Genomic DNA, 21,729 nt, shown 5'->3' on the forward strand with positions numbered 1-21,729 from the left:
GCCCGCGCGCATTGTGCCGTCGTTCTGCAGCGCATCCAGGCGATCGTGCTGCCGCATGAGCCGATCAAGGATGGCGCATGCGGCGCCCCTGCCCCCATCGAACTCATCAGCATCGGGGAGAACCCGCGTGTCACGCTATCGCCACCGGCCGTCGTGACGTGCGATCTTGCCGAAGCGCTTGCCGGTTGGATGGAGCGCGATGTGCAGCCGCTCGCGCGCAAGCATTTGAAGTCGGAGATCGTCAAGATCGAGACGATGAGTTCCTACTCGTGCCGCAATGCGTACGGCCGCAAGAAGGCGAGGCTCAGCGAACATGGTTTGGCGAATGCGCTCGACATCGGCGGCTTCGTCACCTCTTCGAAGAAGACTGCGGATGTGCTGGATGACTGGGGCAAGCCGCAGCGCGTGATCATCGCCGAACAGGAGGCGGAGAAGCGCGCCGCCGATGCTGCCGCTGCCAAACTTGCAGAAGCGGGCTTGGCGGCCAATCCGATGCCCGCCGTGCTGCCGCTCGCCCTGCCTTCGACGACGGGAGCAGCCGCGGCCGAACTCGCGCGCTCCACCATCATCGAAGGGGTGCCGGACGCGGCCACCGCCGAACTCGTCTCCGCGCCCGCATCGAATGCCCAAACCAAGTTGGGTGGCCCTGTCCTGAAACCTGCCAAAAAGCGTGCTGCCGAACTCAAGGCTGCTGCGGCACCACCGCCTCAGCCTGTTGGGCCCGCAGAGCGGACCTTCCTGCGGGAAGCGCACAAGTCGGCTTGCAGAATTTTCGGAACGACGCTCGGGCCGGAAGCCAATGAGGCTCACCTCAACCACTTCCATCTCGATATGGCTGAACGGAAGTTTACCAAAATTTGCGATTAGCCGCGGACCGGCGATCGGATACATTTCGTTTATGAAGCTCGTGGCATCCCTGCCCTGCGTCGAGCGGCTTGCGCCCGGCGCGGCTCGTGTCCATTGTCGGCGCGAATTGATGCCGGCGAGACACGCGCGGCAGTAGACATCGCCACCTCTGCCCAGGAATTTTTCGAATGTCCTCTCGTACGCGCACGCCCGTCCGCATGGCTGAAAACGGCCGTGGCGGCGGTAATCCCGAAATCCTTTCGGGCGGCTTTCCCGCCATTCGCATGCGCCGCAACCGCAAGGCCAACTGGTCCCGGCGGCTCGTTACCGAGAACCAGTTGTCGGCAAGCGATCTGATCTGGCCGCTGTTCGTCGTCGATGGCGAGGCCCAGCGCACGCCTGTTGCGTCGATGCCCGGCGTTGAACGCTTGAGTGTCGATCTCATCGTGGAGGCTGCGAAAGAGGCCGTTGATCTCGGCATTCCGGCCATCGCCCTCTTCCCCTTCACCGATCCTGCCAAGCGCAGCGAGGACGGCGCCGAAGCCTTCAACCCCGACAATCTCGTGTGCCGCGCGACACGCGCGATCAAAGCCGCGAAGCTTGATCTCGGCGTGATCCTCGATGTGGCCCTCGATCCCTATACGAGCCACGGGCACGACGGCTTGCTCATCGGCGAAGAGATCGCAAACGACGAAACCAACTCGGCGCTCGTGAAGCAGGCGCTCGTGCAAGCGGAAGCGGGCGCTGATGTCCTGGCGCCTTCCGATATGATGGACGGGCGCATCGGGGTCATTCGCAGCGCGCTTGAAAGCGGCGGCTTCAAGAACACGCAGATCATGTCGTACGCGGCGAAGTACGCGAGCGCCTTCTACGGGCCGTTCCGCGAAGCGGTGGGTTCGTCGGGGCTATTAAAGGGCGACAAGCGCACCTATCAGATGAACCCCGCCAACAGCGAGGAAGCGCTGCGCGAGACCGCGATCGATCTCGAAGAGGGCGCGGACATGGTGATGGTGAAGCCCGGCATGCCCTATCTCGACATCGTGCGGCGCGTGTCCGACACCTTCGGCGTGCCGACGTTCGCCTATCAGGTGTCGGGCGAGTACGCGATGCTGGCTGGTGCTTTCGAGCGCGGCTGGCTCGATGAGAACAAGACGATTCTCGAAAGCCTGCTTGCGTTCAAACGCGCAGGCGCTGCCGGCGTTCTCACCTATTTCGCGCCCAAGGCTGCACGGCTGCTCGCTGAGTAAGCGCGTTTCGTCATTCTCGAGCGGACGAGCGACGCGAGGCCGATCGGGAAGCCACCGTTAGACTCGCGGGAGGCGCGATATTCAGTCTCTTCGACAGCCTTTACGCTCTATCCCCGGACTTCGACGCGGCTTTACCGCGCTCGTCCAAGGATGACGAAAGCCCTAGCGGCGAACGCGGCGGCGGAATTCCTGCTCGTAAGCCGCGTCTCCGTTGTCTTGATAGCCCCCGTCCGTCGCTGGCCGGTAAGCATCGTCAGGCGGCGCCTCGCTGGCGCCTCCGGCTGGCAGGGCCACTGCGGTGCCAGGTGCTGGCTGTTCGGCGATGGTCCGGATCGGCTTGCCGCACTCGGTCAGCCACACATCGTAGGTGGGATGCTCAAGGCCGTAGATGCCGGGGCTTTCCGCAAACATCCAGCCCGTGAAAATGCGTTTTTCCGAGCCATCGAGCTGCGTTTCGTCGATCTCGACGAACGTTGTTGTCTTGGGCTCTTCCGTCGGCGGCCGCGAATTGCAGACGCGCGGCGTGATCTTCAGAGCTCCGAAGGTCGAGGTTTTGCCGATCTCCACCTCGAACTTCTGAATGTGGGCGGTAACTTTATCGAGCGCGGAGAACACGGCGACTTGATTTTCGATGCGATCGGCATAGGCGGGCGCGGCCGCAGCTCCCATTGCGGTCACGGCAAGCACAAGCGACAGCGGCCGAGGGGCCATTCTGCGCCGGAGGGGCCCTGTGGCCGGCGCCAAATTCAGAAGGAACGGCTTTATCAATTCAAAATCCAGTCAGGGGCATCGGATCGTAAATCCGGGCAGCGCGCTCGGTCAGAGGGGCGCTCGCCCAGTAGGACTATCGATTGGGCCGCAATGGAGGCGATTTTTCGATTGCCCGATCAGTTGGGCTTCCAGGCCTTATAATCGCTCGAAGACTTGGCGCGCTCGCCTTTGCCCAGGATCGAGCCTTTGGGGCGGTAGGCCTGCGCCGTTCCCGTCATGTTCATCTGATGCGGCTTCTGCCAGGGGCGCGGATGGTAGCGCTCCTCGGTGGGGGGCGTGTCGACCGTATAATGCAGCCAGCCGTGCCAATCGGCCGGCACCTGGCTCGCCTCGGAGAGCTTCGGATAAATGACCCAGCGCGCCGGGACGCCGAGGGGGCCCACGCCGCTCTTTTGCACAAAGTAGCGATTTCCGAACTGGTCCTGGCCGACGAGCTTGCCCTTGCGCCAGGTGAACAATCTCGTTCCCCAGGTATTGCCGCCCCACCAGCTGAAGATCTCGCTGAGTAAGCTCATGTCTTTAGGGTCCTTTTCTCGCCGCCGCCGTGCTTCGACTTAGCTGCTCTGCGGGCCAAATGTCCAGACGATCGAGAGGCGGTGCAGCAGCGCAACAGACACGATGCGGAATCGCACTAATCTCTTGAACGTAGGCTGAGCAAATCGCTTCCATTCACGCTCATCCACATGCCCGAACCGATTTTATCACGGTGAAACATAGGCGTTCTGGCGTAAATCGCGTCAACCCGCTGGAAGTTGCTAACACCACTAGATGTAGTGCGTTGTTGCCGCTGCTACCCCAATATATATCCCAGAACGCTTCACCTTCGGCTCGAATCGTCCTAGTTTGAGACCTGTAAGGCGAACGTGCGACGGGTCCGAAGGGAGAAGTGTGGATCGCGGTTCTCGCCAACTGGAGCCCAACCGGCTCCATGTGTCATACCCAGTCGAGTTCAGAGAGTAGCGCCAGAGCACTCGTCGCCATCAGACATCCGTTTGGTCGGCAGAACGTCAGCGGAACGCGGTCGTGGACCGTCGTCGCTGGTGCGGAGACGTGCGCTCTGAATTCGGTCTGCCGTGTGCGTTCGTAATGCGTTCAAAAATCCAAGCGCGGGAAGACAGGGTCCAGCGCGCGGCAATCATTCCATACGGCAAGCGGGTGAACATCCGTTATGCCGCGAAATCCGGGGGCACTACATATGAAGATTACACGGCGTTTCACTGAAGCCGGACTCTCACCTTATGCCTCGATCCCGTTCCGGCGTGCGACGTCCGAAATCAAGAACCCCGACGGCTCCATCGTCTTCAAACTCGACGGCTTCGATGTGCCTGAGCACTTCTCTCAGGTCGCGGCAGACATCCTGGCGCAGAAGTACTTCCGCAAGGCCGGTGTCGCCCGGGCGCTCCGCCGTTGCGAAGAAACGCAGGTTCCCTCCTGGCTCTGGCGCTCCGCTCCCGATGACGCAGCGCTTGCCGAGCTTCCCGAGAACGAGCGCTTCGGCGGCGAAACGGATGCGCGCCAGGTGTTCGACCGCCTCGCCGGTACGTGGACCTATTGGGGATGGAAAGGCGGCTACTTCACCACGGAAGAGGATGCGCAGGCGTTCTTCGACGAGCTTCGCTACATGCTCGCCATGCAGATGGCCGCTCCGAACTCGCCGCAGTGGTTCAACACCGGCCTGCACTGGGCCTACGGCATCGACGGCCCCGGCCAGGGTCACATGTACGTCGATCATGAGACCGGCGAACTCGTCAACTCGACGTCCGCGTACGAGCACCCGCAGCCGCACGCCTGCTTCATCCAGTCCGTTGCCGACGATCTCGTCAACGAAGGCGGCATCATGGACCTGTGGGTCCGCGAAGCCCGACTCTTCAAGTACGGCTCGGGCACGGGCTCGAACTTCTCCTCGCTCCGCGGCGCCAATGAAAAGCTGTCGGGTGGCGGCCGCTCGTCGGGCCTGATGAGCTTCCTCAAGATCGGCGACCGTGCGGCGGGCGCCATCAAGTCGGGCGGCACCACGCGCCGCGCCGCCAAGATGGTCGTCGTCGACGTCGATCATCCCGATATCGAGGAATACATCACCTGGAAGGTGCGCGAGGAGCAGAAGGTTGCCGCTCTCGTCACCGGCTCCAAGATCTGCCAGAAGCGGCTCAAGGCCGTCATGAAGGCTTGCGTCAACTGCGAAGCCGAGGGCGACGCCTGCTTCGAGCCGACGAAGAACCCCAAGCTCAAGATCGCGATCCGCGAAGCCAAGCGCGACGGCGTTCCGCAGAACTACATTCTGCGCGTCATTCAGTTCGCCAAGCAGGGTTATAAGGAGATCTCGTTCGACACCTACGACACCGACTGGGATAGCGAAGCCTATCTGACGGTCGCGGGCCAGAACTCAAACAACTCGGTTCGCGTCACCGATGAGTTCCTGAACGCCGTTGTCGAAGACAAGGACTGGAACCTCCGCGCCCGTCTCAACGACAAGGTGACGAAGACCATCCGCGCCCAGGATCTCTGGGAGCAGATCGGCTTTGCTGCGTGGGCTTCGGCCGACCCCGGCATTCAGTTCCACACGACCATCAACGACTGGCACACGTGCCCGCAGTCGGGACCGATCCGCGCGTCGAATCCGTGCTCGGAATACATGTTCCTCGACGATACGGCGTGCAACCTCGCCTCGCTCAACCTTCTGCGCTTCCGCCGCGAAGATAAGTCGTTCGACATCGAAGCCTACGAGCACGGCTGCCGGCTGTGGACGATCGTGCTCGAAATCTCGGTTTTGATGGCGCAGTTCCCGTCGCGCCAGATTGCCGAGCTTTCTTATCGCTATCGGACCCTTGGTCTCGGCTTCGCCAACATCGGCGGTTTGCTGATGTCGTCGGGCATTCCCTACGACTCGGCTGAAGGCCGCGCGATCTGCGGCGCGATTTCCGCCATCATGACGGGCGTCGCCTATGCGACGAGCGCGGAGATGTCGGCTGAACTCGGGCCGTTCGCGGGGTATGAGCCGAACGCTCAAGACATGCTGCGCGTCATGCGCAACCACCGCCGCGCTGCGCACGGCGAATCGGAGTTCTACGAGAAGCTCGCAACCGCGCCCGTTCCGCTCGATCACGCGTCGCTAAAGGACAAGCGTCTTGGCGAAGCCGCAAAGCGCGCCTGGGATGATGCGCTCGAACTCGGCCAGGAGTTCGGTTATCGCAACGCGCAGGCGACCGTCGTCGCGCCGACCGGCACGATCGGTCTCGTGATGGACTGCGACACGACCGGCATCGAGCCCGACTTCGCCCTCGTGAAGTTCAAGAAGCTCGCCGGCGGCGGCTACTTCAAGATCATCAACCAGTCGGTGCCGGAAGCGCTGCGCGCACTCGGCTATCGCGAGAGCGAGATCGCCGAGATCGAAGCCTACGCCGTTGGTCACGGCTCGCTCGCCCAGGCGCCTGCCATCAACACGCAGACGCTGAAGGCACGCGGTTTCACTGATGACGTGCTGGCCAAGGTCGAAAAGGGCCTCGGCACGGCGTTCGACATCAAGTTCGTGTTCAATCGCTGGACGCTCGGCGATGCGTTCCTGACGCAGACGCTTGGCGTTCCCGCCGACAAGCTCAACGATCCCTCGTTCGACCTCTTCGCGCATCTTGGTTTCTCCAAGAAGGACGTGGACGCCGCCAACGAGCACGTCTGCGGAGCGATGACGCTCGAAGGCGCGCCGCATCTGAAGCCTGAGCATCTGCCGGTTTTCGATTGCGCCAATCCGTGCGGCAAGAAGGGCAAGCGTTATCTGTCGGTCGAGAGCCACATCCGCATGATGGCGGCGTCGCAGCCGTTCATCTCGGGCGCCATCTCGAAGACGATCAACATGCCCAACGACGCGACAGTGGAGGATTGCAAGCAGTCCTACATGCTGTCGTGGAAGCTGGCGCTCAAAGCCAACGCGCTCTACCGCGACGGCTCGAAACTTTCGCAGCCCTTGAACAGCCAGGTGCTGGGCGACGATGTGGACGAAGCGGAAGACGCCGCCGACGCGCTGATGTCTCAGCCGATGGCAGCGCGTACGGCAGCGGTGACGGAAAAGATCGTCGAGAAAATCGTCGAGCGCATCGTCTACGTCAAAGAGGAAGCGGCAGCGCAGGATCGCGCGAAGCTTCCGGGCCGGCGCAAGGGCTACACGCAGAAGGCTTCCGTCGGCGGCCACAAGGTGTACCTCAGAACCGGTGAATACGATGACGGCCGACTCGGCGAGATCTTCATCGACATGCATAAGGAAGGCGCCGCCTTCCGCTCGTTGATGAACAACTTCGCCATCGCCATCTCGCTCGGCCTGCAGTACGGCGTGCCGCTCGAAGAGTACGTGGAGGCCTTCACCTTCACGCGCTTTGAACCGGCTGGCCTCGTGCAGGGCAACGAGACGATCAAGAACGCGACGTCGATCCTCGACTACATCTTCCGCGAACTCGCGGTGTCGTACCTCGGCCGCCACGATCTGGCCCACGTCGATCCGCGCGAAATCATCGGCGAGACGGGTCTGGGTTCGAGCGAGGACACGACGGACGAGCAACTGGCGCTCGATCTGCCGGAAGCCGTTCTGAAGAACGTGTCGAAGGGTCTCGTTCGCGGCAATCCGATCGTTCGCCTTGCGAGCAGCAACGCGTCGCCGAAGGCGTCATCGCTCGGTGCGGCCGCGGTGCAGAGCACGCAAGCCTACGATGTCAGCTCGCGCTATGTGGAGCAGACGCTGACGCACGGGGCGAACGCGCTTTCGGTCAGCGAAGAGGTGCACGATGTGGCCGCCTCGTCGCCAACGCTGACGAAGTCGGAACTCTTCAAGCAGCGCGTCTCGGAAGCGAAATTGCGCGGGTACGAAGGCGTCTCTTGCAGCGAGTGCCACAACTTCACGATGGTCCGTAACGGCACCTGCCTGAAGTGCGACACGTGCGGAAGCACGAGCGGGTGTTCTTGAGGATCACCGCGAGGGGACGGAAACACTCGTCTGCGCCCTTCCGCGACTTGCCTTATTCCTCGAATAATGGAGGCCGCAGCCATGCTGCGGCCTTCATTCCATTTGGGAGGGACAACAAGGGATGAGTGACGAGCGAATAGCCTCTTCTAGCAATACGATGCCCCGCCGTTTCTATCATGGGACGCGTGCTGACCTGAAACCGGGGGACCTCATCGTAGCCGGACGCCGCTCGAATTTTGGAGCGCGAAAGCAATCGTCGTGGGTTTATCTGACAGGCACCTTGGATGCTGCCATTTGGGGCGCCGAGCTGGCTGCGGGCGACGGACGCGAGCGCATCTACGTGGTGGAGCCTACCGGTCCGATCGAGGATGACCCCAATCTGACGGACAAGAAATTCCCGGGTAATCCCACCCAATCCTACCGCTCGCGAGAGCCCCTGCGGGTTACTGGCGAAATCACTGAGTGGCAGAGTCACTCCGCCGAGCGGCTAAGGGAAATGAAAGAACATCTCGAACGGCTGAAGGCGCAAGGGATCGAGGCGATTGACTGATCCTTGGCCGAAGTGAGCGCTGCGATGCGCGTTCGGGGATCCAGCGTTGGCCTCGTCGCAGACGACCGGACTCCTTCAAGGCGCCTCGCAAGTGGCGCCTTGTTTGTTTTTGCGCCTCAGTCAGAAAACACAATTGTCATCCTCGGGCTTGGCCCGAGGATCTATTTATCAGCGATCGCCGGAGTGTGTTGGACGATGGATCCTCGGCATGAAGCCGAGGATGACACTGGTTGGGATGCGCTGGCTCTCCCATCATCGTCATGCCGGCGGAGGCCGGCATCCACGACAAGCTTCAACACAACGAATGATGCGGAACGCTCTGCGCGAACTGCACGCGCCGAACACCTTGCCTGTTGTCGAGGATCCCGGAGCTAGCGGCAGAAAAGCCGCCCCCCCAAAAAAACAAAAGCCGCCAAGGGCACTTTCCGAACGCGAACGGAAACAGCCCTTGGCGGCGGCTCAAAACGCGTTCCAAAATCCCCCCGGAACGCGTTCGGCGTTAGTGCTTCGCCTTCTTGACCTTATGCGGATGCTTATGGCCGTGATGGTGATGCGCCGCGCTGTGTTTGTGCGCGTGGTGCGCATGCGCATGACGATGATACTTCTTCTTCTTCACGTGCTTCACCGTGTGGGCGACAGCCGTGGCCGCGCCCGGAGCGTGCAACCGCGGCGCCGATGTCGCCGCTTGCGCCGATGCGCTCATGCCCAAAGCGAAGGCTCCAAGCAAAATCAATCCCGCGACTTTCATTGTTTCGTCTCTCCGAGCTGGCACAGCTGCTTCTGAGCTGCTGGCCAATGCTACGAACGAGTTCCGCGCGAGCGAACAAATATAAATTCCATTGCTCAGCAGGAAATTTGCGGTGCGGATAGCAGCCATGTTTTCCGGCGATGCTCGGCCGCCGGGATGATGGTGGGGATGCACTCTCGCCACGGCAGGCCAATCCATCTCTGCGCGAATAATTTCTTGGCGGATAGTTGACGCACGCTTGGCTTTTAGAGACGTTGAAGCGGTTGCGTAGCTGTTGGAGGTTTCCTTGCCGCCGGAAGTTCTCGCGTGGGCCCTGCTGTTCGTTGCCGGTACCGGCGTCGTCTATCGCTTCGGGTCCTGGTTGCTCCGGCGCTCTGAGGCCCGGCAGTCGTCTGCAATAGCAGTGCCGAGCGCCGTCTATGCGCCGCCTCCGGAAACGCCCGCCCCGCTTGCTGTTTCTTCACCGCCCTTCCGGACGCCAGTCGCCAGCGTGCGCCCCGCCGCCGCGCTGCCCAGCATACCCGAGATCGTGCCGCCCCCAGAGCCTGCCCGTCATGACCCCGTGCCGGTTGCCGTTGAAACGACGGCCACGGTCGCCGCCGGCGTTGCTCCTCCCCTACGCCCGGCGCTGAAGCCGAGCATTGCGGCGACGCTGCCGCCAAAGCCCAGCGCACCGCCCGCGCCACTTGCTGTTTCTTCACCGCCGTTCCGCACGCCGGTCGCCGGCGTTCGCCAGGCCGACGCGCCGCCCAGCGCGCCAGCGAACGTGCCGGCACCAGCGCCTGCCGCTCATTATGCTGCACCTGTTGAAACTGAAGCTCCGCCCTCACCGGCACCACCATCAGAGCCTGCCGTGAGGGATGCTCCCTTGGCCCGGCGCAAGCTGGTTCAGCCGGCTCTCACACTTCGTGCGTGGAAGCTGGGCGAAGTCGCGCCGCGGCTCGATATCCGGCTGAAGGAGACGCGCAGCCGCAAGGTCGTCACGATTGCGAAGGCGCTGCGTAAGCCATCTGAGAAGCAGGCGCCGCGGGGATTGAAGGTGCTTAGCCCTCGGTCCGCACCGGAAAAGTCCCCGGTCCGGCGAATCGGCCGGAAGCTCGATGCAGCTACTCTCCTTGCTTCGATGCCGGTGCAAACACGAGTTGTAGGGGTTCGCACACGGCGCTTTCGGGTCCTCTCAGTGACGGAGTTGTGAATATCGCCTCCCGTGCCACAGCGTGAACACGGGTATTTCTTCGACGGAAGAGCCCTTTAGCGCCGCTTTTGCACAACCCCGATTCGCTCCAGAACGTGCAGAAACCCGCGGTTTTCCGGGGGTTTTTCTTGTGCCAGTGATAAGCCCGCGCGTGGACTCCACACCTTATCCTCACCTCTCCCCGTTCTCCCCGGAATGATTCGCACGAGGCTGGTTCGCGCCTGACGAATCAGGGCAATTTCCGGCCAGAGAAATTCTTTCTGGATTCGGAGTTAGAGATGGCACAGCAAGTGCGGGCGCCTTTGTCGGTCTACATGCTCGCCGATCATCTCGATGCGACGCTCGCGGCGGGCGAGGATCTGATGGCGCGCGGCGGTGACTGGCGCGCCCTGGCAGAGACGCCGTGCGAGCCGACCGACTTCATCGTGCAACAACGCGCAGTTGCCGAAGAAGTTCGCAGTCTCGAACTCATGCTCGTTGCCCGCATTTTAAAAGCGCGAACGCATGCAAGCTCGCTTGCCGAATGCGACGACCGCTTCCGCGCGATTGCCAAGCTCTTCGTTTCCGGCACGGCCATTCTGCTCGATGCGGTCGAGGAAAGCGGGGACGCGCGCGTCACGGATTTCGACACCGCCGACGGCATCGTCGCCTACATCCGCAGCCGGGGCCTCATCGCGCCCGACGCGCCGGCCGTGCGGGTGCCTTCGGACTTGACGATCGACGACAACTTCCTCGTTGCCAAGCGCATCGCGCTCGGGCCGCTGCTCGATATGGCAGCCGCATTCCTCGATGCGCTCGATATGCAGTACGATCTTTTCGGCGGCGACGCGCCGGCGACATCAAACGCTTTGGCTGCGGACTTCGAAGACGGCGAGCACGCGCGTCTGAACTGATCCTCAGGCTTCGTTCGTCAATTTGCGGCAGCCGGCACTATGCCGGCGTTGGTAGGCCGAGCGCCGTCATGAGCGTTTCGGCCGCCTCGGCCAAGCGCTCGCGATCGGGGCTGCGCAGGACCAGATCGGCCGCCGGACGGCCGTCGCGCAGCAACGGATAGCTCCCCATCTGCACGTCAGGATAAAGCTGCTGATGGGCAGCAAACGTATCGGCGATCTCGCTTTCCGGACGGTTGACCGGGATCGACACTGACAGGAGCTTGGGCCCCGTCTTCAGCTCAGGCGTCACCTTCTGCAGCATCGATTGCGCGACGGACGGCACTCCCGCCATCACGAAAACATTGCCGATCCGAAAGCCCGGCGCGCCCGACAGTGCGTTTTCGATCAGGTCCGCGCCTGCAGGAATGCGGGCCATGCGCAGGCGTGCGGGCGTCATCTCAAGGCCCCTCCCCGCGTAATAGTCGCTCAGAATTTTCTCGGCTCTCGCATCGACATCGATCGGCACGCCGAAGGCTTTGGCCATGCTGTCGGCAGTGATGTCGTCGTGCGTCGGGCCGATGCCGCCCGTCGTGAAGAGATAATCGTAGCGCCGGCGCAGAGCATCCACCGCGGAGACGATTTCCGCTTCGTCATCGGGCACGACGCGAACTTCGCAAAGCTTGATGCCGATGCCGGTCAGATGCTCCGCGACCGCGCCGATGTTGCGGTCGTGCGTTCGTCCGGAGAGAATTTCGTCGCCGATGACGAGCAAAGCCGCCGTCACGATCCGTTCTTCAGCCAAGGTGCCGCTCGCTTATTCCTGCAATCTCGCGCTCGTCTTAGCATTGGAACTCGCGGCACGAAAACACTTGCTCGCCGGTCCGCTTGGCCGATATGGCGTGCGCATGAAATTTTCTCATCCTCTCGTCCCCGGCATTCTCGTTCAACGCTACAAGCGCTTCCTTGCCGACGTCACGCTTGCCGACGGCTCGTCGATAACAGCGAGCTGTCCCAATACCGGCTCCATGCTGGGCTTGACCGCGCCCGGCTCGCGCGTGTGGCTTTCAGAGAGCGACAGCCCGGCCCGCAAATATCGCCATACGTGGGAAATGATCGAGGCCGATCTCGGCCAAGGGCCGCACCTCGTCGGCATCAATTCGGGCCGGCCGAACGCGCTCGTGACAGAAGCCATCCTGGACGGGCGCATTCCGGAACTCGCCGGCTATGTGAACCTCAAGCGTGAGGTGAAATACGGCATCAACAGCAGGATCGACGTTCTGCTGTCGGGCGGGCGGGAAGACCGCAACTGCTACGTCGAGGTCAAAAACGTGCATCTGATGCGCAGCGCGGGCGAGGCTGAATTTCCCGACAGCAAGACCGAGCGAGGCGCGAAGCACCTGCGCGAGCTTTCCAGTATGGTTGATGAGGGCCATCGCGCCGTGATGGTTTTTCTTGTGCAGCGCAGCGACGCGGAAAAATTCTCGCTCGCGGCCGATATCGACCCCGCCTACGCGGCGGCATTTCAAACCGCAGCCGCATCAGGCGTTGAAATGCTCTGCTATCGCTGTCATTTGAGCCCCACGGAGATCAGGGTCGACAAGCGGCTCGAGATTGCAGATCTTACCTAGAAAGCCGGACAACGGCTGAAACGAACAAGAGAGAGGCAACGTACTCTCCGGCAAGACGGCGTTAGGGCGCCGGTTAAGGAAACGAACCAAGGTGACGAGCCATGTATTCACGGCGCGATTTTTCAAGGCTGGGCCTCGCCCTGGCCGGGGGCTTCGCCACACTGAAGGCCATCTCGGGATTTGCTTCTGAGGCGTCCGCAGAAGACTTCGAGATTACGAAATCCGACGACGAGTGGAAGAAAGAGCTGACGCCGGAGCAGTACAATGTTCTGCGCAAGCACGGCACGGAGCGCGCCGGCACTTCGCCTCTCGACCAGAATGACGCCGCGGGCACGTATCTTTGCGCAGGCTGCCAGTTGGCGCTCTTTTCCTCCGACACCAAGTTTCACAGCGGCACCGGGTGGCCGAGCTTCTGGAAGCCGCTCGACAACGCGGTCGCCACCGAAGCCGACAACAGCTACTTCATGCGGCGGACGGAAGTTCATTGCCGCCGCTGCGGCGGGCATCTCGGCCACGTCTTCGACGATGGCCCCAAGCCTACCGGACTGCGGTACTGCATGAACGGCGTGGCGCTCAAATTCGAGCCGAAGCTCTCGGGCTGAACGCTTAAGGCCCACACAGCTTTCAAAGCCGTCGCGAAATCTCGCGGCGGCTTTTGCATTTGGCGCGATTGACCCTCGGCATAAAGCCGAGGACGTCACTGGGACGGGCCTGGGGTCCTTCCCGACTGGGGCTTCGGCCGGGATGAACAAAGATCCATGGCGCCAAAGGCCAACAAATTCATCCCTGGACTGAGTGTTACCGACGCAGCGCGGCTGTGTGCGTTTGAAAACCCCGACGATTTGAAATACTTACCGCCGATCTCCGTGGCGCGGCCGGTATTTGGCCGGATGTGAGCATAAATCCGCCCCGGATCTAAAATATTAAAGATGTAGGTCTGACAGCCCAACGCGTCGGCAACCTCCACTCGCGTTGCATGTGCCATTATGGGCCAAACGTTATTTTGAAGTCGCGCCGGGGGCGCAACGGATTCGCCGGAACCGGGCGTTTCATCTTCGGGTGATAGGACATACAGCCGAAGCGTGCCGCATATGGCGACGCCGGCGGGGTTTAAACGGAAAAAGGCGGCGATGACGCTACTACGGTGGGTTTCTACGATTGTGATCATCGGCGCGATGGCCGGTGGCGTTTACTACATGATGCAGGGGGCACCCTCTGAAAGCGCCAGCTCGCGCCGCCGCGGCCCCGGCATGGGTGGCCCCGTGGCCGTCATCGCAAAAACCGCCGATAAGGCCGATGTGCCTGTTTATTTCGAAGGTGTCGGATCGGTCAAAGCGCTGAACACGGCGACCGTTCGCGCCCAGGTGGACGGCCGGCTCTTGAGCGTGAACTTCAAGGAAGGCCAGGACGTCAAGAGGGGCGACGTGCTGGCGAAAATCGATCCCGTCACCTACCAGGCGCAGCTCGATCAGGCGATTGCCAAGAAGGCCTTGGACGAGGCGCTTCTCGCCAACAGCAAGAAGGACCTGGAGCGCTTCAAGAAGGTCGGCACTCTGGCCATCTCGCAGCAGCAGATCGACACGCAGACCGCGCTCATCGCGCAGCAGGAAGCGCAGGTTAAATCCGACATCGCCTCGATCGAGAACGCGTCCGCGATCCTCGGCTATACGACCATTGTCGCGCCGTTCGACGGCAGAACCGGCATCCGGTTGGTCGATGAAGGCAACCTCGTGCGCGCAGGAGAGACAGGCGGCATCGTCGTCATCACGCAGGTGCAGCCGATAACGGTGGTATTCACGCTACCGCAGCAGCTGCTGCCCACGCTGGCAAAATCCAGCTCCGAAGGCGTGCTTACCGCATACGCGCTCTCGACCGACGGCCAGGACGAACTCGATACCGGCACGCTCAAGGTCATCGACAATCAGGTGGATCAGCAGACAGGCACAATCCGGCTCAAGGCCGAATTTCCCAACGCGAAGCGCCAGCTGTGGCCGGGTCAGTTCGTGAACGTTCGCCTGCTTGTCGATACGCTGAAGGGCGTCACCGTGGCGCCGGCAGAATCCGTGCAGCGCGGCCCCGACGGCACCTACGTCTATGTCGTCAGCGCCAACGACACGGTTGAGATGCGGCAGGTCACGATTTCCCGTCAGGACGAGAAACACGCTGTCATCGCCGAGGGCCTCACAGCGGGCGAGAAGGTCGTCACGAGCGGCTTCGGCCGCCTCAAGGATGGAGCGGCCGTTTCCGTCACCGATGGCAACGCGGCTCAGCCCAGAGGCCCTGCGCTCTCGAAGAAATCGGCTGAAGGTAAAAACGCGCGGGCCGACGCTACGAGCAGCGGCGTGCGCGAAGCGCAGGCATCGGCTCCGCCCGCCAAGGAGGCGGCGCTCGTCAGCCCGGCGGCTGACAGCGACAAGAACTCAGGCAAGCATCGCCGTTCACGCCGGGAAGACGGCGCATCACAATGAACGTCTCCCGCCCTTTCATCGAGCGGCCGATCGCGACGTTTCTCCTCGCGATCGCGACCATACTCGGTGGCGTTCTCGGCTACCTTTCGCTGCCGGTCTCGTCTCTGCCGCAGGTCGATTTTCCGACCGTCGAGGTGACGACCGAGCTTCCGGGCGCCAGCCCCGAGACGATGTCGACGCTGATCACGGCGTCGCTCGAGCGCCAGTTCGGGCAGATCCAGTCGCTCGCCTCGATGTCGTCGACGAGTTCGTTCGGCTTGAGCCGCATCACGCTGCAGTTCAATCTCGACCGCGATATCGATGCCGCCGCGCAGGACGTGCAGGCAGCCATCAACGCCGCCGGCTCGACGCTGCCGCGCAATCTTCCCTACCCGCCCACGTACTCGAAGGTTAACCCGGCCGACACGCCCATCGTGACGCTGGCCATGACGTCGGATACGCAATCGCTGCGCTCGCTTTCCGATCTCGCCGATACGCTGCTCGCGCAGCGGCTTGCCTCGGTCTCGGGCGTCGGTCACGTCGCGATCGAGGGCGGCATCAAGCCTGCCGTGCGCGTCGAAGCCGATGTTTCGCGCCTCGCCAGCTACGGCCTCAGCATGGCCGATCTCAGCACCGCCATTTCCAGCGCCAACGTCGCCGGCCCCAAGGGCTCGCTCGATGGCGAAAAGCAGTCCTACACGATCGCCGCCAACGACCAGATCGGCAAGGCGCGCGTCTACGAAGATGTCATCATCGCCTACCGCAACGATGCGCCGGTCCGCATCAAGGACGTGGCCCGCGTCTCCGAAGGCTTGGAGAACACGCGCGTCGGCGGCTGGTACAATGGCAAGCCTGCCGTCATCGTCGATGTGCAGCGGCAGCCGGGCGCCAACGTTCTCGATACGGTTGCGCGCATCAAGGAAGAGCTGCCGCGCGTCGAGGCCAGCATGCCGGCGGGCGTCAACCTGCAAGTCGTCAGCGATCGCACCGGCACGATCAAGGCTTCCGTCCACGACGTGCAGTTCACACTCGTCTTGAGCGTCGGTCTCGTCATCATGGTCGTGCTGCTGTTCCTGCGTTCGATCCGGGCGACGATCATTGCCGGCGTCGCCTTGCCGGTGTCGCTCATCGCCACCTTCGGCGTCATGTATTTCTGCGGCTTCAGCCTCGACAATCTCTCGCTCATGGCGCTGACGATCGGCACCGGATTTGTCGTCGACGATGCCATCGTGATGATCGAGAACGTCGTGCGCCACATCGAGAAGGGCAAGAAGCCACTGCAGGCTGCGCTCGAGGGCGCGCGCGAGATCGGCTTCACGATCATATCGCTGACGCTGTCGCTAATCGCCGTCTTCATACCGTTGCTGTTCATGACGGGTCTCGTCGGACGGATGTTCCGCGAATTCGCGATGACGCTCACGATCGCCGTTGTCGTCTCGGCCATCGTATCGCTGACGCTGACGCCGATGATGTGCGCCAAGCTGCTGCGCAGCGGCGGGCATGACGAAAATGAAGGCGTCATCGGCCGCTTCTTCGAGCGTGTGATCAGCGGGTACAGCCGCTCTCTGGAATTCGTGTTGCGGCATCAGGTTGCAACGCTTGTGGTTGCGGCGCTGACCGTGGTCATCACGGTTTGGCTCTACGTCATCATGCCGAAGGGCTTCCTGCCCGACCAGGATACGGGCGCCATCACGGCCGTCGTCGAAGGCGGCCCGCAGACGTCCTTCTCCGAGATGTCGCGCCTGCAGAAGGACGTTGCCGCCATTGTCGCGACCGATCCGGACGTATCGGGCGTCGCATCCATCGTCGGTATCGGGCAGCTCAACGCCACTCAGAACGCGGGCAGCCTCAAGATCATGCTGAAGCCGCGCGACGAGCGGAAGGCGAACGTCACGCAGGTGATCGACCGCCTGAAGCATGCCGTACGGCAAGTTCCCGGCACGATGGTCTACTTCCAGCCGGTGCAGGAGGTGCAGATCTCGACGCAATCGAGCCGCGCCCGCTACCAGTACACGCTTGCGAGCACCGACGTGGACGAGGTTTCCGAGTGGTCGAAGGAGATGTCGGCTGCCCTTCACAATTCACCTTTCCTTCGCAACGTCGCCTCCGAAGAGGTGGACGGCGGCCTGATCGCACGCGTCGAGGTCGACCGCGTTACTGCCGGGCGGCTCGGCGTCACCATGCAAGCCGTCAACGACGCTTTGAGCAATGCTTTCGGCCAGCGCCAGGTTTCGACGATCTACGAGCAGGCGAACCAGTATCGCGTCGTCCTCGAAGCGGCTGCAGAATATCGCAGTGATCCTTCACGGCTCGACCGGCTCTACGTGCCGTCAAGCACAACGGGCACGCAGGTCCTCTTGAAGTCCGTCGCCACGGTGAAGTACGAGACGGCGCCGCTGGCGATCAGCCACCAGGACCAATTCCCGGCGATCACCATCAGCTTCAACCTCGCGCCCAACGCGTCGCTCAGCGATGCGCTCGCCGCGATCGAGACTGCGAAGAAAGAGGTTGGCCTTCCCGGTTCCGTCACGGGCACGTTCTATGGCGATGCGGCGGAATTCTCGAAGTCGCTTGAGAACCAGCCGTGGCTGATCCTCGCTGCCATCGTGACGATCTACATCGTGCTCGGAGTGCTCTACGAGAGCCTCATCCATCCGTTCACGATTTTGACGACGCTGCCATCGGCCGGCATCGGCGCTGCCATCGCGCTCGAACTCACCGGCAAGGATCTCTCGTTTGTGGCGCTCATCGGCATCATTCTGCTGATGGGCATCGTCAAAAAGAACGCGATCATGATGATCGACTTCGCACTCGACGCGGAACGCGAGCGCGGACTGTCCCCGCGGGATTCGATCAAGGAAGCCGCGCTGCTGCGCTTCCGTCCGATCATGATGACAACGCTCGCCGCGCTCTTCGGCGCGCTTCCCCTGGCGCTCGAGAGCGGCACGGGCTCGGAGCTTCGCAACCCGCTCGGCATCACGATCGTCGGCGGTTTGATCCTGAGCCAGCTGCTGACGCTCTACACGACGCCGGTCATTTACCTCGCGATGGAGCGCCTGCGGGCGCGCCTGGGCGGCCGCCATTCAGAGACGCATGGGCCCGCAGCTGGACTGCCCGCACAAGCGGAGGCTGCGGAGTAGGCGATGAACGTCTCGCGCATCTTCATCGAGAGACCGATTGGGACGGCGCTGCTCGCGCTCGGCTTGTTCCTCGCGGGCTGCGTTGCTTACGGCCTTTTGCCGGTCGCCAGCATGCCCGCGATCGAGTTTCCGACTGTGCGCATCTGGGCCAACCGTCCCGGCGCCGATCCGGCGACCATGGCGTCGAGCGTCGCCTCGCCACTTGAACGGCGGCTCGGCGAGATCGCGGGCGTCACCGAGATGACCTCCACGAGTTCACTCGGTTCAACGTCGATCGCCTTGCAGTTCGATCTCAGCCGGAACATCGATGGCGCGGGCCGCGACGTGCAGGCGGCGTTGAACGCGGCGATGGCCGACCTTCCGGGTGACCTCCCCCAGGTCCCTACATTCCGCAAGGCCAACCCTTCCGCATCGCCCGTTCTCATCCTGGCGCTCACCTCGAAGACGATGACGACGAGTGCCATCTATGACAGCGCCGACACCATCATCGCGCAGCGCATCTCGCAAGTGCAGGGTGTGGCCGACGTGACGGTCAGCGGTGCCGATCAGCCCGCGACGCGCATTCAGATCGATCCGACGCTCGTCGCCGCGATGGGTGTCAGCTTCGAAGACGTGAAGAATGCCGTTGCCAGCGCCAACGATCTCTCGCCAATCGGATCCGTGGACGGCGACCGGCAGACGATCATCCTGCAATCCAACGCGCAGATGAGCGAACCCGACGAGTACAAGAACATCGTCGTCAAAAACATGCCGAACGGCGACATCGTCAAGGTCGGCGACGTGGCGAATGTCGTCAAGGCGACGCGAAATGCGCGTTCGTCAGCGCGTTTCGGCCATGATCCGGCGGTGCTTCTGATCATCACGAAAACGCCCGAAGCCAACGTCATCGACACCGTGGACGGCGTGAAGGCGCTGCTGCCCGAACTCAAAGAATGGATCCCGGCGGGGATCGACATTTCCATTCTTAGCGACCGGACGGCGACGATCCGCGCGTCGGTGCACGACATGCAGTTTACGCTCGGCCTGACGATTCTTCTCGTCATGTCCGTTGTGTTCGTCTTCCTGAGGCGCACGACGCCTACGATTGCCGCCGGCATTACCGTGCCGCTGTCGCTCGCGGGCACGTGCGCCGCCATGTGGGCCGCCGGGTTTTCCGTCAACAACCTGACGCTGATGGCGCTTGCGGTCGCCGTCGGCTTCGTCGTCGACGATGCGATCGTCATGATCGAGAACGTCTACCGCAACATGGAAAAGGGCATGAAGCCCTACGCCGCCGCGCTCGCGGGCTCGCAGCAGATCGGCTTTACGGTCATCTCGATCTCCGTATCGCTCATTGCGGCATTCATACCCGTCCTCTTCATGACGGGCGTCGTCGGGCGGCTGCTGCACGAATTCGCGATGACGCTGACCTTCGCCATCGTCATTTCCGCCATCGTCTCGCTGACGGTGACGCCGATGATCTGCGCGCATTTCATCAAGGCGGGCGCCGAAGAGCACCGAAACCTTGCCGACCGCATTTTCGAAGGCGCCCTCGCCCTCGTCGTCAGAGGCTACGCCTTCACGCTCCGCATCGCGCTGCGCAACCAGCTCGTCATGCTGGCGGTGTTCATCGCGACGATCGTGCTGACGATCCACTTCTACACAGTGCTGCCCAAGGGCTATTTGCCGGAAGACGATACGGGCCTCATCATCGCTGCGACGGAGGCAAGCTCCGATGTGTCCTTCGCCGAGATGAGTCGGCTACAGAAGCAGTCTCTCGATATCGTTCTTGCCGATCCCGCTGTCGACAACGTGGGCTCGTCGATCGGCACGGGTGGCGCCAATTCGACCCAGAACCAGGGCCGGATGTTTATCAGCTTGAAGCCCATTGAGGAGCGCGGCGGCATCTCGACCGCGGCCGTGATCGAGCGGCTGCGCGCGCCGCTCGGCAAGGTCGTCGGTCTTGCGACGCGTCTCATGCCAGCGCGTGATATTCGTGCGGGTGCCCGCTCGGGCAAGGCGGATTATCAATATACGCTGTGGTCGCTCGATGCGGACGATCTTTACGCGTGGGTGCCGAAAGTCATCGATGCGGTGCGCGCCGTGCCGGGGCTCGCGGACGTCACGTCTGATCGTGAAGCCGGTGGCCTCCAGCTCGACGTCAAGATCAATCGCGACGTCGCCTCGCGCCTCAACGTGGCGATCGAGGACATCGACAACGCGCTTTCCAACGCATTCTCGCAGACGCAGTTCTCGACGATCTACGGCGACCGCAACCAGTACAAGGTCATTCTCGAAGTCGATCCGAAGCTGCAGTCTCATCCCAACGATCTGTCGCGCCTTTACGTGCCGACAGTGGACCGCACGCAGCAGGTCCCGCTGTCGAGCCTGATTACGACCAGCCAGAGCATCGCGCCGCTCGTCGTCAACCATCAGGGCCCCTTCCCTGCTGTCACGATCAACTACAATCTCCGGCCGGGTGTGAGCCTTGATACGAGCCTCAGGGGCATCGATCAGGCGCTGCAGAATTTGCATATGCCCGAGACGATCAAGGGCGAACCGGCCGGCAACGCGAAAGAGTTTTTGGCGCAGGCGCGCATGCAGACGCTGCTGATCATCGCCGCGCTCGTTGCAATCTACATCGTGCTCGGCATTCTCTATGAGAGCCTGGCGCATCCGCTGACGATCATCTCGACGCTGCCTTCTGCGGGTCTTGGCGCGCTGCTCGCGTTGCAGATGGCCAGCATGGATCTCTCAGTCATCGCGCTCATCGGCGTCATTCTGCTGATCGGCATCGTCAAAAAGAACGGCATCATGCTCGTCGATTTCGCATTGAGCGCGGAGCGCGACCGTGGATTGTCACCGCAGGCGGCGATCTATGACGCGTGCCTGCAGCGCTTCCGTCCCATTCTGATGACGACGCTTGCGGCATTGCTGGGCGCCATTCCTCTGGCGGTTGCTATCGGTCCGGGATCGGAGTTGCGCCGGCCGCTCGGCATCACCATCATCGGCGGCCTCGTCGTCTCCCAGATTTTGACGCTCTACACAACGCCGGTGATCTATCTGCTGCTTGAGAGGCTCAAGCAGAATTTCGCGCGCCGCCGCGGGAATGACTCGCCGGAGGTTTCCGCTGCCGGGCAGGTTTGATTCAGGACCGAAAAGCTGCCCGGAGAATTTGGATTCCCTGGATTAGTCCTGAAAACGTCCCCGCCGATCACCACGCCTTTGAGCATTGTTCATTTCATGCAATGGCGCCGACGCGGGGATCGCCCGGTCCGGATCAAAATTGCCGACGCTGAATGAGCAGCTGCGAATGACCGGCGGAAAGCTCGCCTAAAAAGCGAATGACAATTCGCCG

At 62.3% G+C, this 21,729-nt stretch carries 15 protein-coding genes; 11 read left to right on the forward strand and 4 right to left on the reverse strand.

All coding sequences use genetic code 11. The features are described from left to right. On the forward strand, window positions 1-867 hold an 867-nt coding region (locus VFG26_RS08610; protein WP_325024297.1), incomplete at its 5' end, for an extensin family protein. Between the two features lie 167 nt (window positions 868-1,034). Further along, on the forward strand, window positions 1,035-2,093 hold the full coding sequence (gene hemB / locus VFG26_RS08615; RefSeq protein WP_414653270.1) for a porphobilinogen synthase: 1,059 nt from the start codon (window positions 1,035-1,037) through the stop codon (window positions 2,091-2,093). Between the two features lie 162 nt (window positions 2,094-2,255). On the opposite strand, the gene VFG26_RS08620 is transcribed toward hemB, so the two are convergent. Both VFG26_RS08620 and VFG26_RS08625 read right to left on the reverse strand, forming a co-directional pair. Beyond that, window positions 2,256-2,804, reverse strand: a complete 549-nt coding sequence (locus VFG26_RS08620) for a DUF2155 domain-containing protein (RefSeq protein WP_325024299.1) — start codon at window positions 2,802-2,804, stop codon at window positions 2,256-2,258. Window positions 2,805-2,980: 176 nt separating this feature from the next. Continuing rightward, the gene (locus tag VFG26_RS08625) at window positions 2,981-3,379 is read right to left on the reverse strand and encodes an NADH:ubiquinone oxidoreductase subunit NDUFA12 (RefSeq protein ID WP_325024301.1); all 399 of its coding nucleotides are present in this window, start codon (window positions 3,377-3,379) and stop codon (window positions 2,981-2,983) included. 680 nt (window positions 3,380-4,059) lie between these two features. Between VFG26_RS08625 and VFG26_RS08630 the strand changes: the two genes are divergently transcribed. Then, window positions 4,060-7,812 (forward strand): vitamin B12-dependent ribonucleotide reductase, encoded by a 3,753-nt coding sequence (locus tag VFG26_RS08630; RefSeq protein ID WP_325024303.1) that lies wholly within the window; start codon window positions 4,060-4,062, stop codon window positions 7,810-7,812. Between the two features lie 121 nt (window positions 7,813-7,933). Continuing rightward, window positions 7,934-8,362: an NAD(+)--rifampin ADP-ribosyltransferase gene (gene arr / locus VFG26_RS08635; protein WP_325024305.1), complete on the forward strand. Its 429-nt coding sequence runs from the start codon at window positions 7,934-7,936 to the stop codon at window positions 8,360-8,362. Window positions 8,363-8,861: 499 nt separating this feature from the next. Here the strand turns inward: arr and VFG26_RS08640 are convergent, their stop codons facing one another. After that, window positions 8,862-9,110 carry a hypothetical protein gene (locus VFG26_RS08640; protein WP_325024307.1) on the reverse strand — a complete coding sequence of 83 codons (249 nt, stop codon included), beginning with the start codon at window positions 9,108-9,110 and terminating at the stop codon, window positions 8,862-8,864. A 286-nt stretch (window positions 9,111-9,396) separates the two neighbouring features. Between VFG26_RS08640 and VFG26_RS08645 the strand changes: the two genes are divergently transcribed. Then, window positions 9,397-10,305: a hypothetical protein gene (locus VFG26_RS08645; RefSeq protein ID WP_325024309.1), complete on the forward strand. Its 909-nt coding sequence runs from the start codon at window positions 9,397-9,399 to the stop codon at window positions 10,303-10,305. A gap of 278 nt (window positions 10,306-10,583) precedes the next feature. After that, window positions 10,584-11,198, forward strand: coding sequence for a hypothetical protein (locus VFG26_RS08650; RefSeq protein WP_325024311.1), 615 nt, complete (start codon window positions 10,584-10,586; stop codon window positions 11,196-11,198). 37 nt (window positions 11,199-11,235) lie between these two features. Here VFG26_RS08650 and VFG26_RS08655 read toward each other — a convergent pair whose 3' ends face one another. Next, window positions 11,236-11,979 carry a competence/damage-inducible protein A gene (locus VFG26_RS08655; protein ID WP_414653271.1) on the reverse strand — a complete coding sequence of 248 codons (744 nt, stop codon included), beginning with the start codon at window positions 11,977-11,979 and terminating at the stop codon, window positions 11,236-11,238. A gap of 103 nt (window positions 11,980-12,082) precedes the next feature. Here VFG26_RS08655 and sfsA point away from each other — a divergent pair, with 103 nt between their 5' ends. From sfsA to VFG26_RS08680, 5 genes are all read left to right on the forward strand, one after another. Beyond that, window positions 12,083-12,805 (forward strand): DNA/RNA nuclease SfsA, encoded by a 723-nt coding sequence (gene sfsA, locus VFG26_RS08660; RefSeq protein WP_325024543.1) that lies wholly within the window; start codon window positions 12,083-12,085, stop codon window positions 12,803-12,805. Window positions 12,806-12,906: 101 nt separating this feature from the next. Then, on the forward strand, window positions 12,907-13,407 hold the full coding sequence (gene msrB / locus VFG26_RS08665; protein ID WP_325024315.1) for a peptide-methionine (R)-S-oxide reductase MsrB: 501 nt from the start codon (window positions 12,907-12,909) through the stop codon (window positions 13,405-13,407). A gap of 528 nt (window positions 13,408-13,935) precedes the next feature. After that, window positions 13,936-15,273, forward strand: coding sequence for an efflux RND transporter periplasmic adaptor subunit (locus VFG26_RS08670; RefSeq protein WP_325024318.1), 1,338 nt, complete (start codon window positions 13,936-13,938; stop codon window positions 15,271-15,273). Then, a complete protein-coding gene (locus VFG26_RS08675) occupies window positions 15,270-18,392 on the forward strand; it encodes an efflux RND transporter permease subunit (RefSeq protein WP_325024320.1) in 3,123 nt (1,040 codons plus the stop codon). The genes VFG26_RS08670 and VFG26_RS08675 overlap by 4 nt, the downstream gene beginning before the upstream one ends. Window positions 18,393-18,395: 3 nt before the next feature. Then, entirely contained in the window at window positions 18,396-21,518 is a 3,123-nt protein-coding gene (locus VFG26_RS08680) for an efflux RND transporter permease subunit (RefSeq protein WP_325024322.1), read from the forward strand. The last annotated feature ends 211 nt before the right edge of the window (window positions 21,519-21,729 follow it).

It is taken from the genome of Hyphomicrobium sp., from assembly GCF_035687085.1.
Taxonomy (GTDB): domain Bacteria; phylum Pseudomonadota; class Alphaproteobacteria; order Rhizobiales; family Hyphomicrobiaceae; genus Hyphomicrobium_B.

What these genes read in the sequence shown, in the direction of transcription:
- VFG26_RS08625 (WP_325024301.1), bottom strand. Translation starts at nt 3,379, where the DNA reads ATGAGCTTACTCAGCGAGATCTTCAGCTGGTGGGGCGGCAATACCTGG.
- VFG26_RS08670 (WP_325024318.1), top strand. Translation starts at nt 13,936, where the DNA reads ATGACGCTACTACGGTGGGTTTCTACGATTGTGATCATCGGCGCGATG.
- VFG26_RS08675 (WP_325024320.1), top strand. Translation starts at nt 15,270, where the DNA reads ATGAACGTCTCCCGCCCTTTCATCGAGCGGCCGATCGCGACGTTTCTC.
- VFG26_RS08680 (WP_325024322.1), top strand. Translation starts at nt 18,396, where the DNA reads ATGAACGTCTCGCGCATCTTCATCGAGAGACCGATTGGGACGGCGCTG.
- arr (WP_325024305.1), top strand. Translation starts at nt 7,934, where the DNA reads ATGAGTGACGAGCGAATAGCCTCTTCTAGCAATACGATGCCCCGCCGT.
- VFG26_RS08620 (WP_325024299.1), bottom strand. Translation starts at nt 2,804, where the DNA reads ATGGCCCCTCGGCCGCTGTCGCTTGTGCTTGCCGTGACCGCAATGGGA.
- hemB (WP_414653270.1), top strand. Translation starts at nt 1,035, where the DNA reads ATGTCCTCTCGTACGCGCACGCCCGTCCGCATGGCTGAAAACGGCCGT.
- VFG26_RS08640 (WP_325024307.1), bottom strand. Translation starts at nt 9,110, where the DNA reads ATGAAAGTCGCGGGATTGATTTTGCTTGGAGCCTTCGCTTTGGGCATG.
- sfsA (WP_325024543.1), top strand. Translation starts at nt 12,083, where the DNA reads ATGAAATTTTCTCATCCTCTCGTCCCCGGCATTCTCGTTCAACGCTAC.
- VFG26_RS08630 (WP_325024303.1), top strand. Translation starts at nt 4,060, where the DNA reads ATGAAGATTACACGGCGTTTCACTGAAGCCGGACTCTCACCTTATGCC.
- msrB (WP_325024315.1), top strand. Translation starts at nt 12,907, where the DNA reads ATGTATTCACGGCGCGATTTTTCAAGGCTGGGCCTCGCCCTGGCCGGG.
- VFG26_RS08650 (WP_325024311.1), top strand. Translation starts at nt 10,584, where the DNA reads ATGGCACAGCAAGTGCGGGCGCCTTTGTCGGTCTACATGCTCGCCGAT.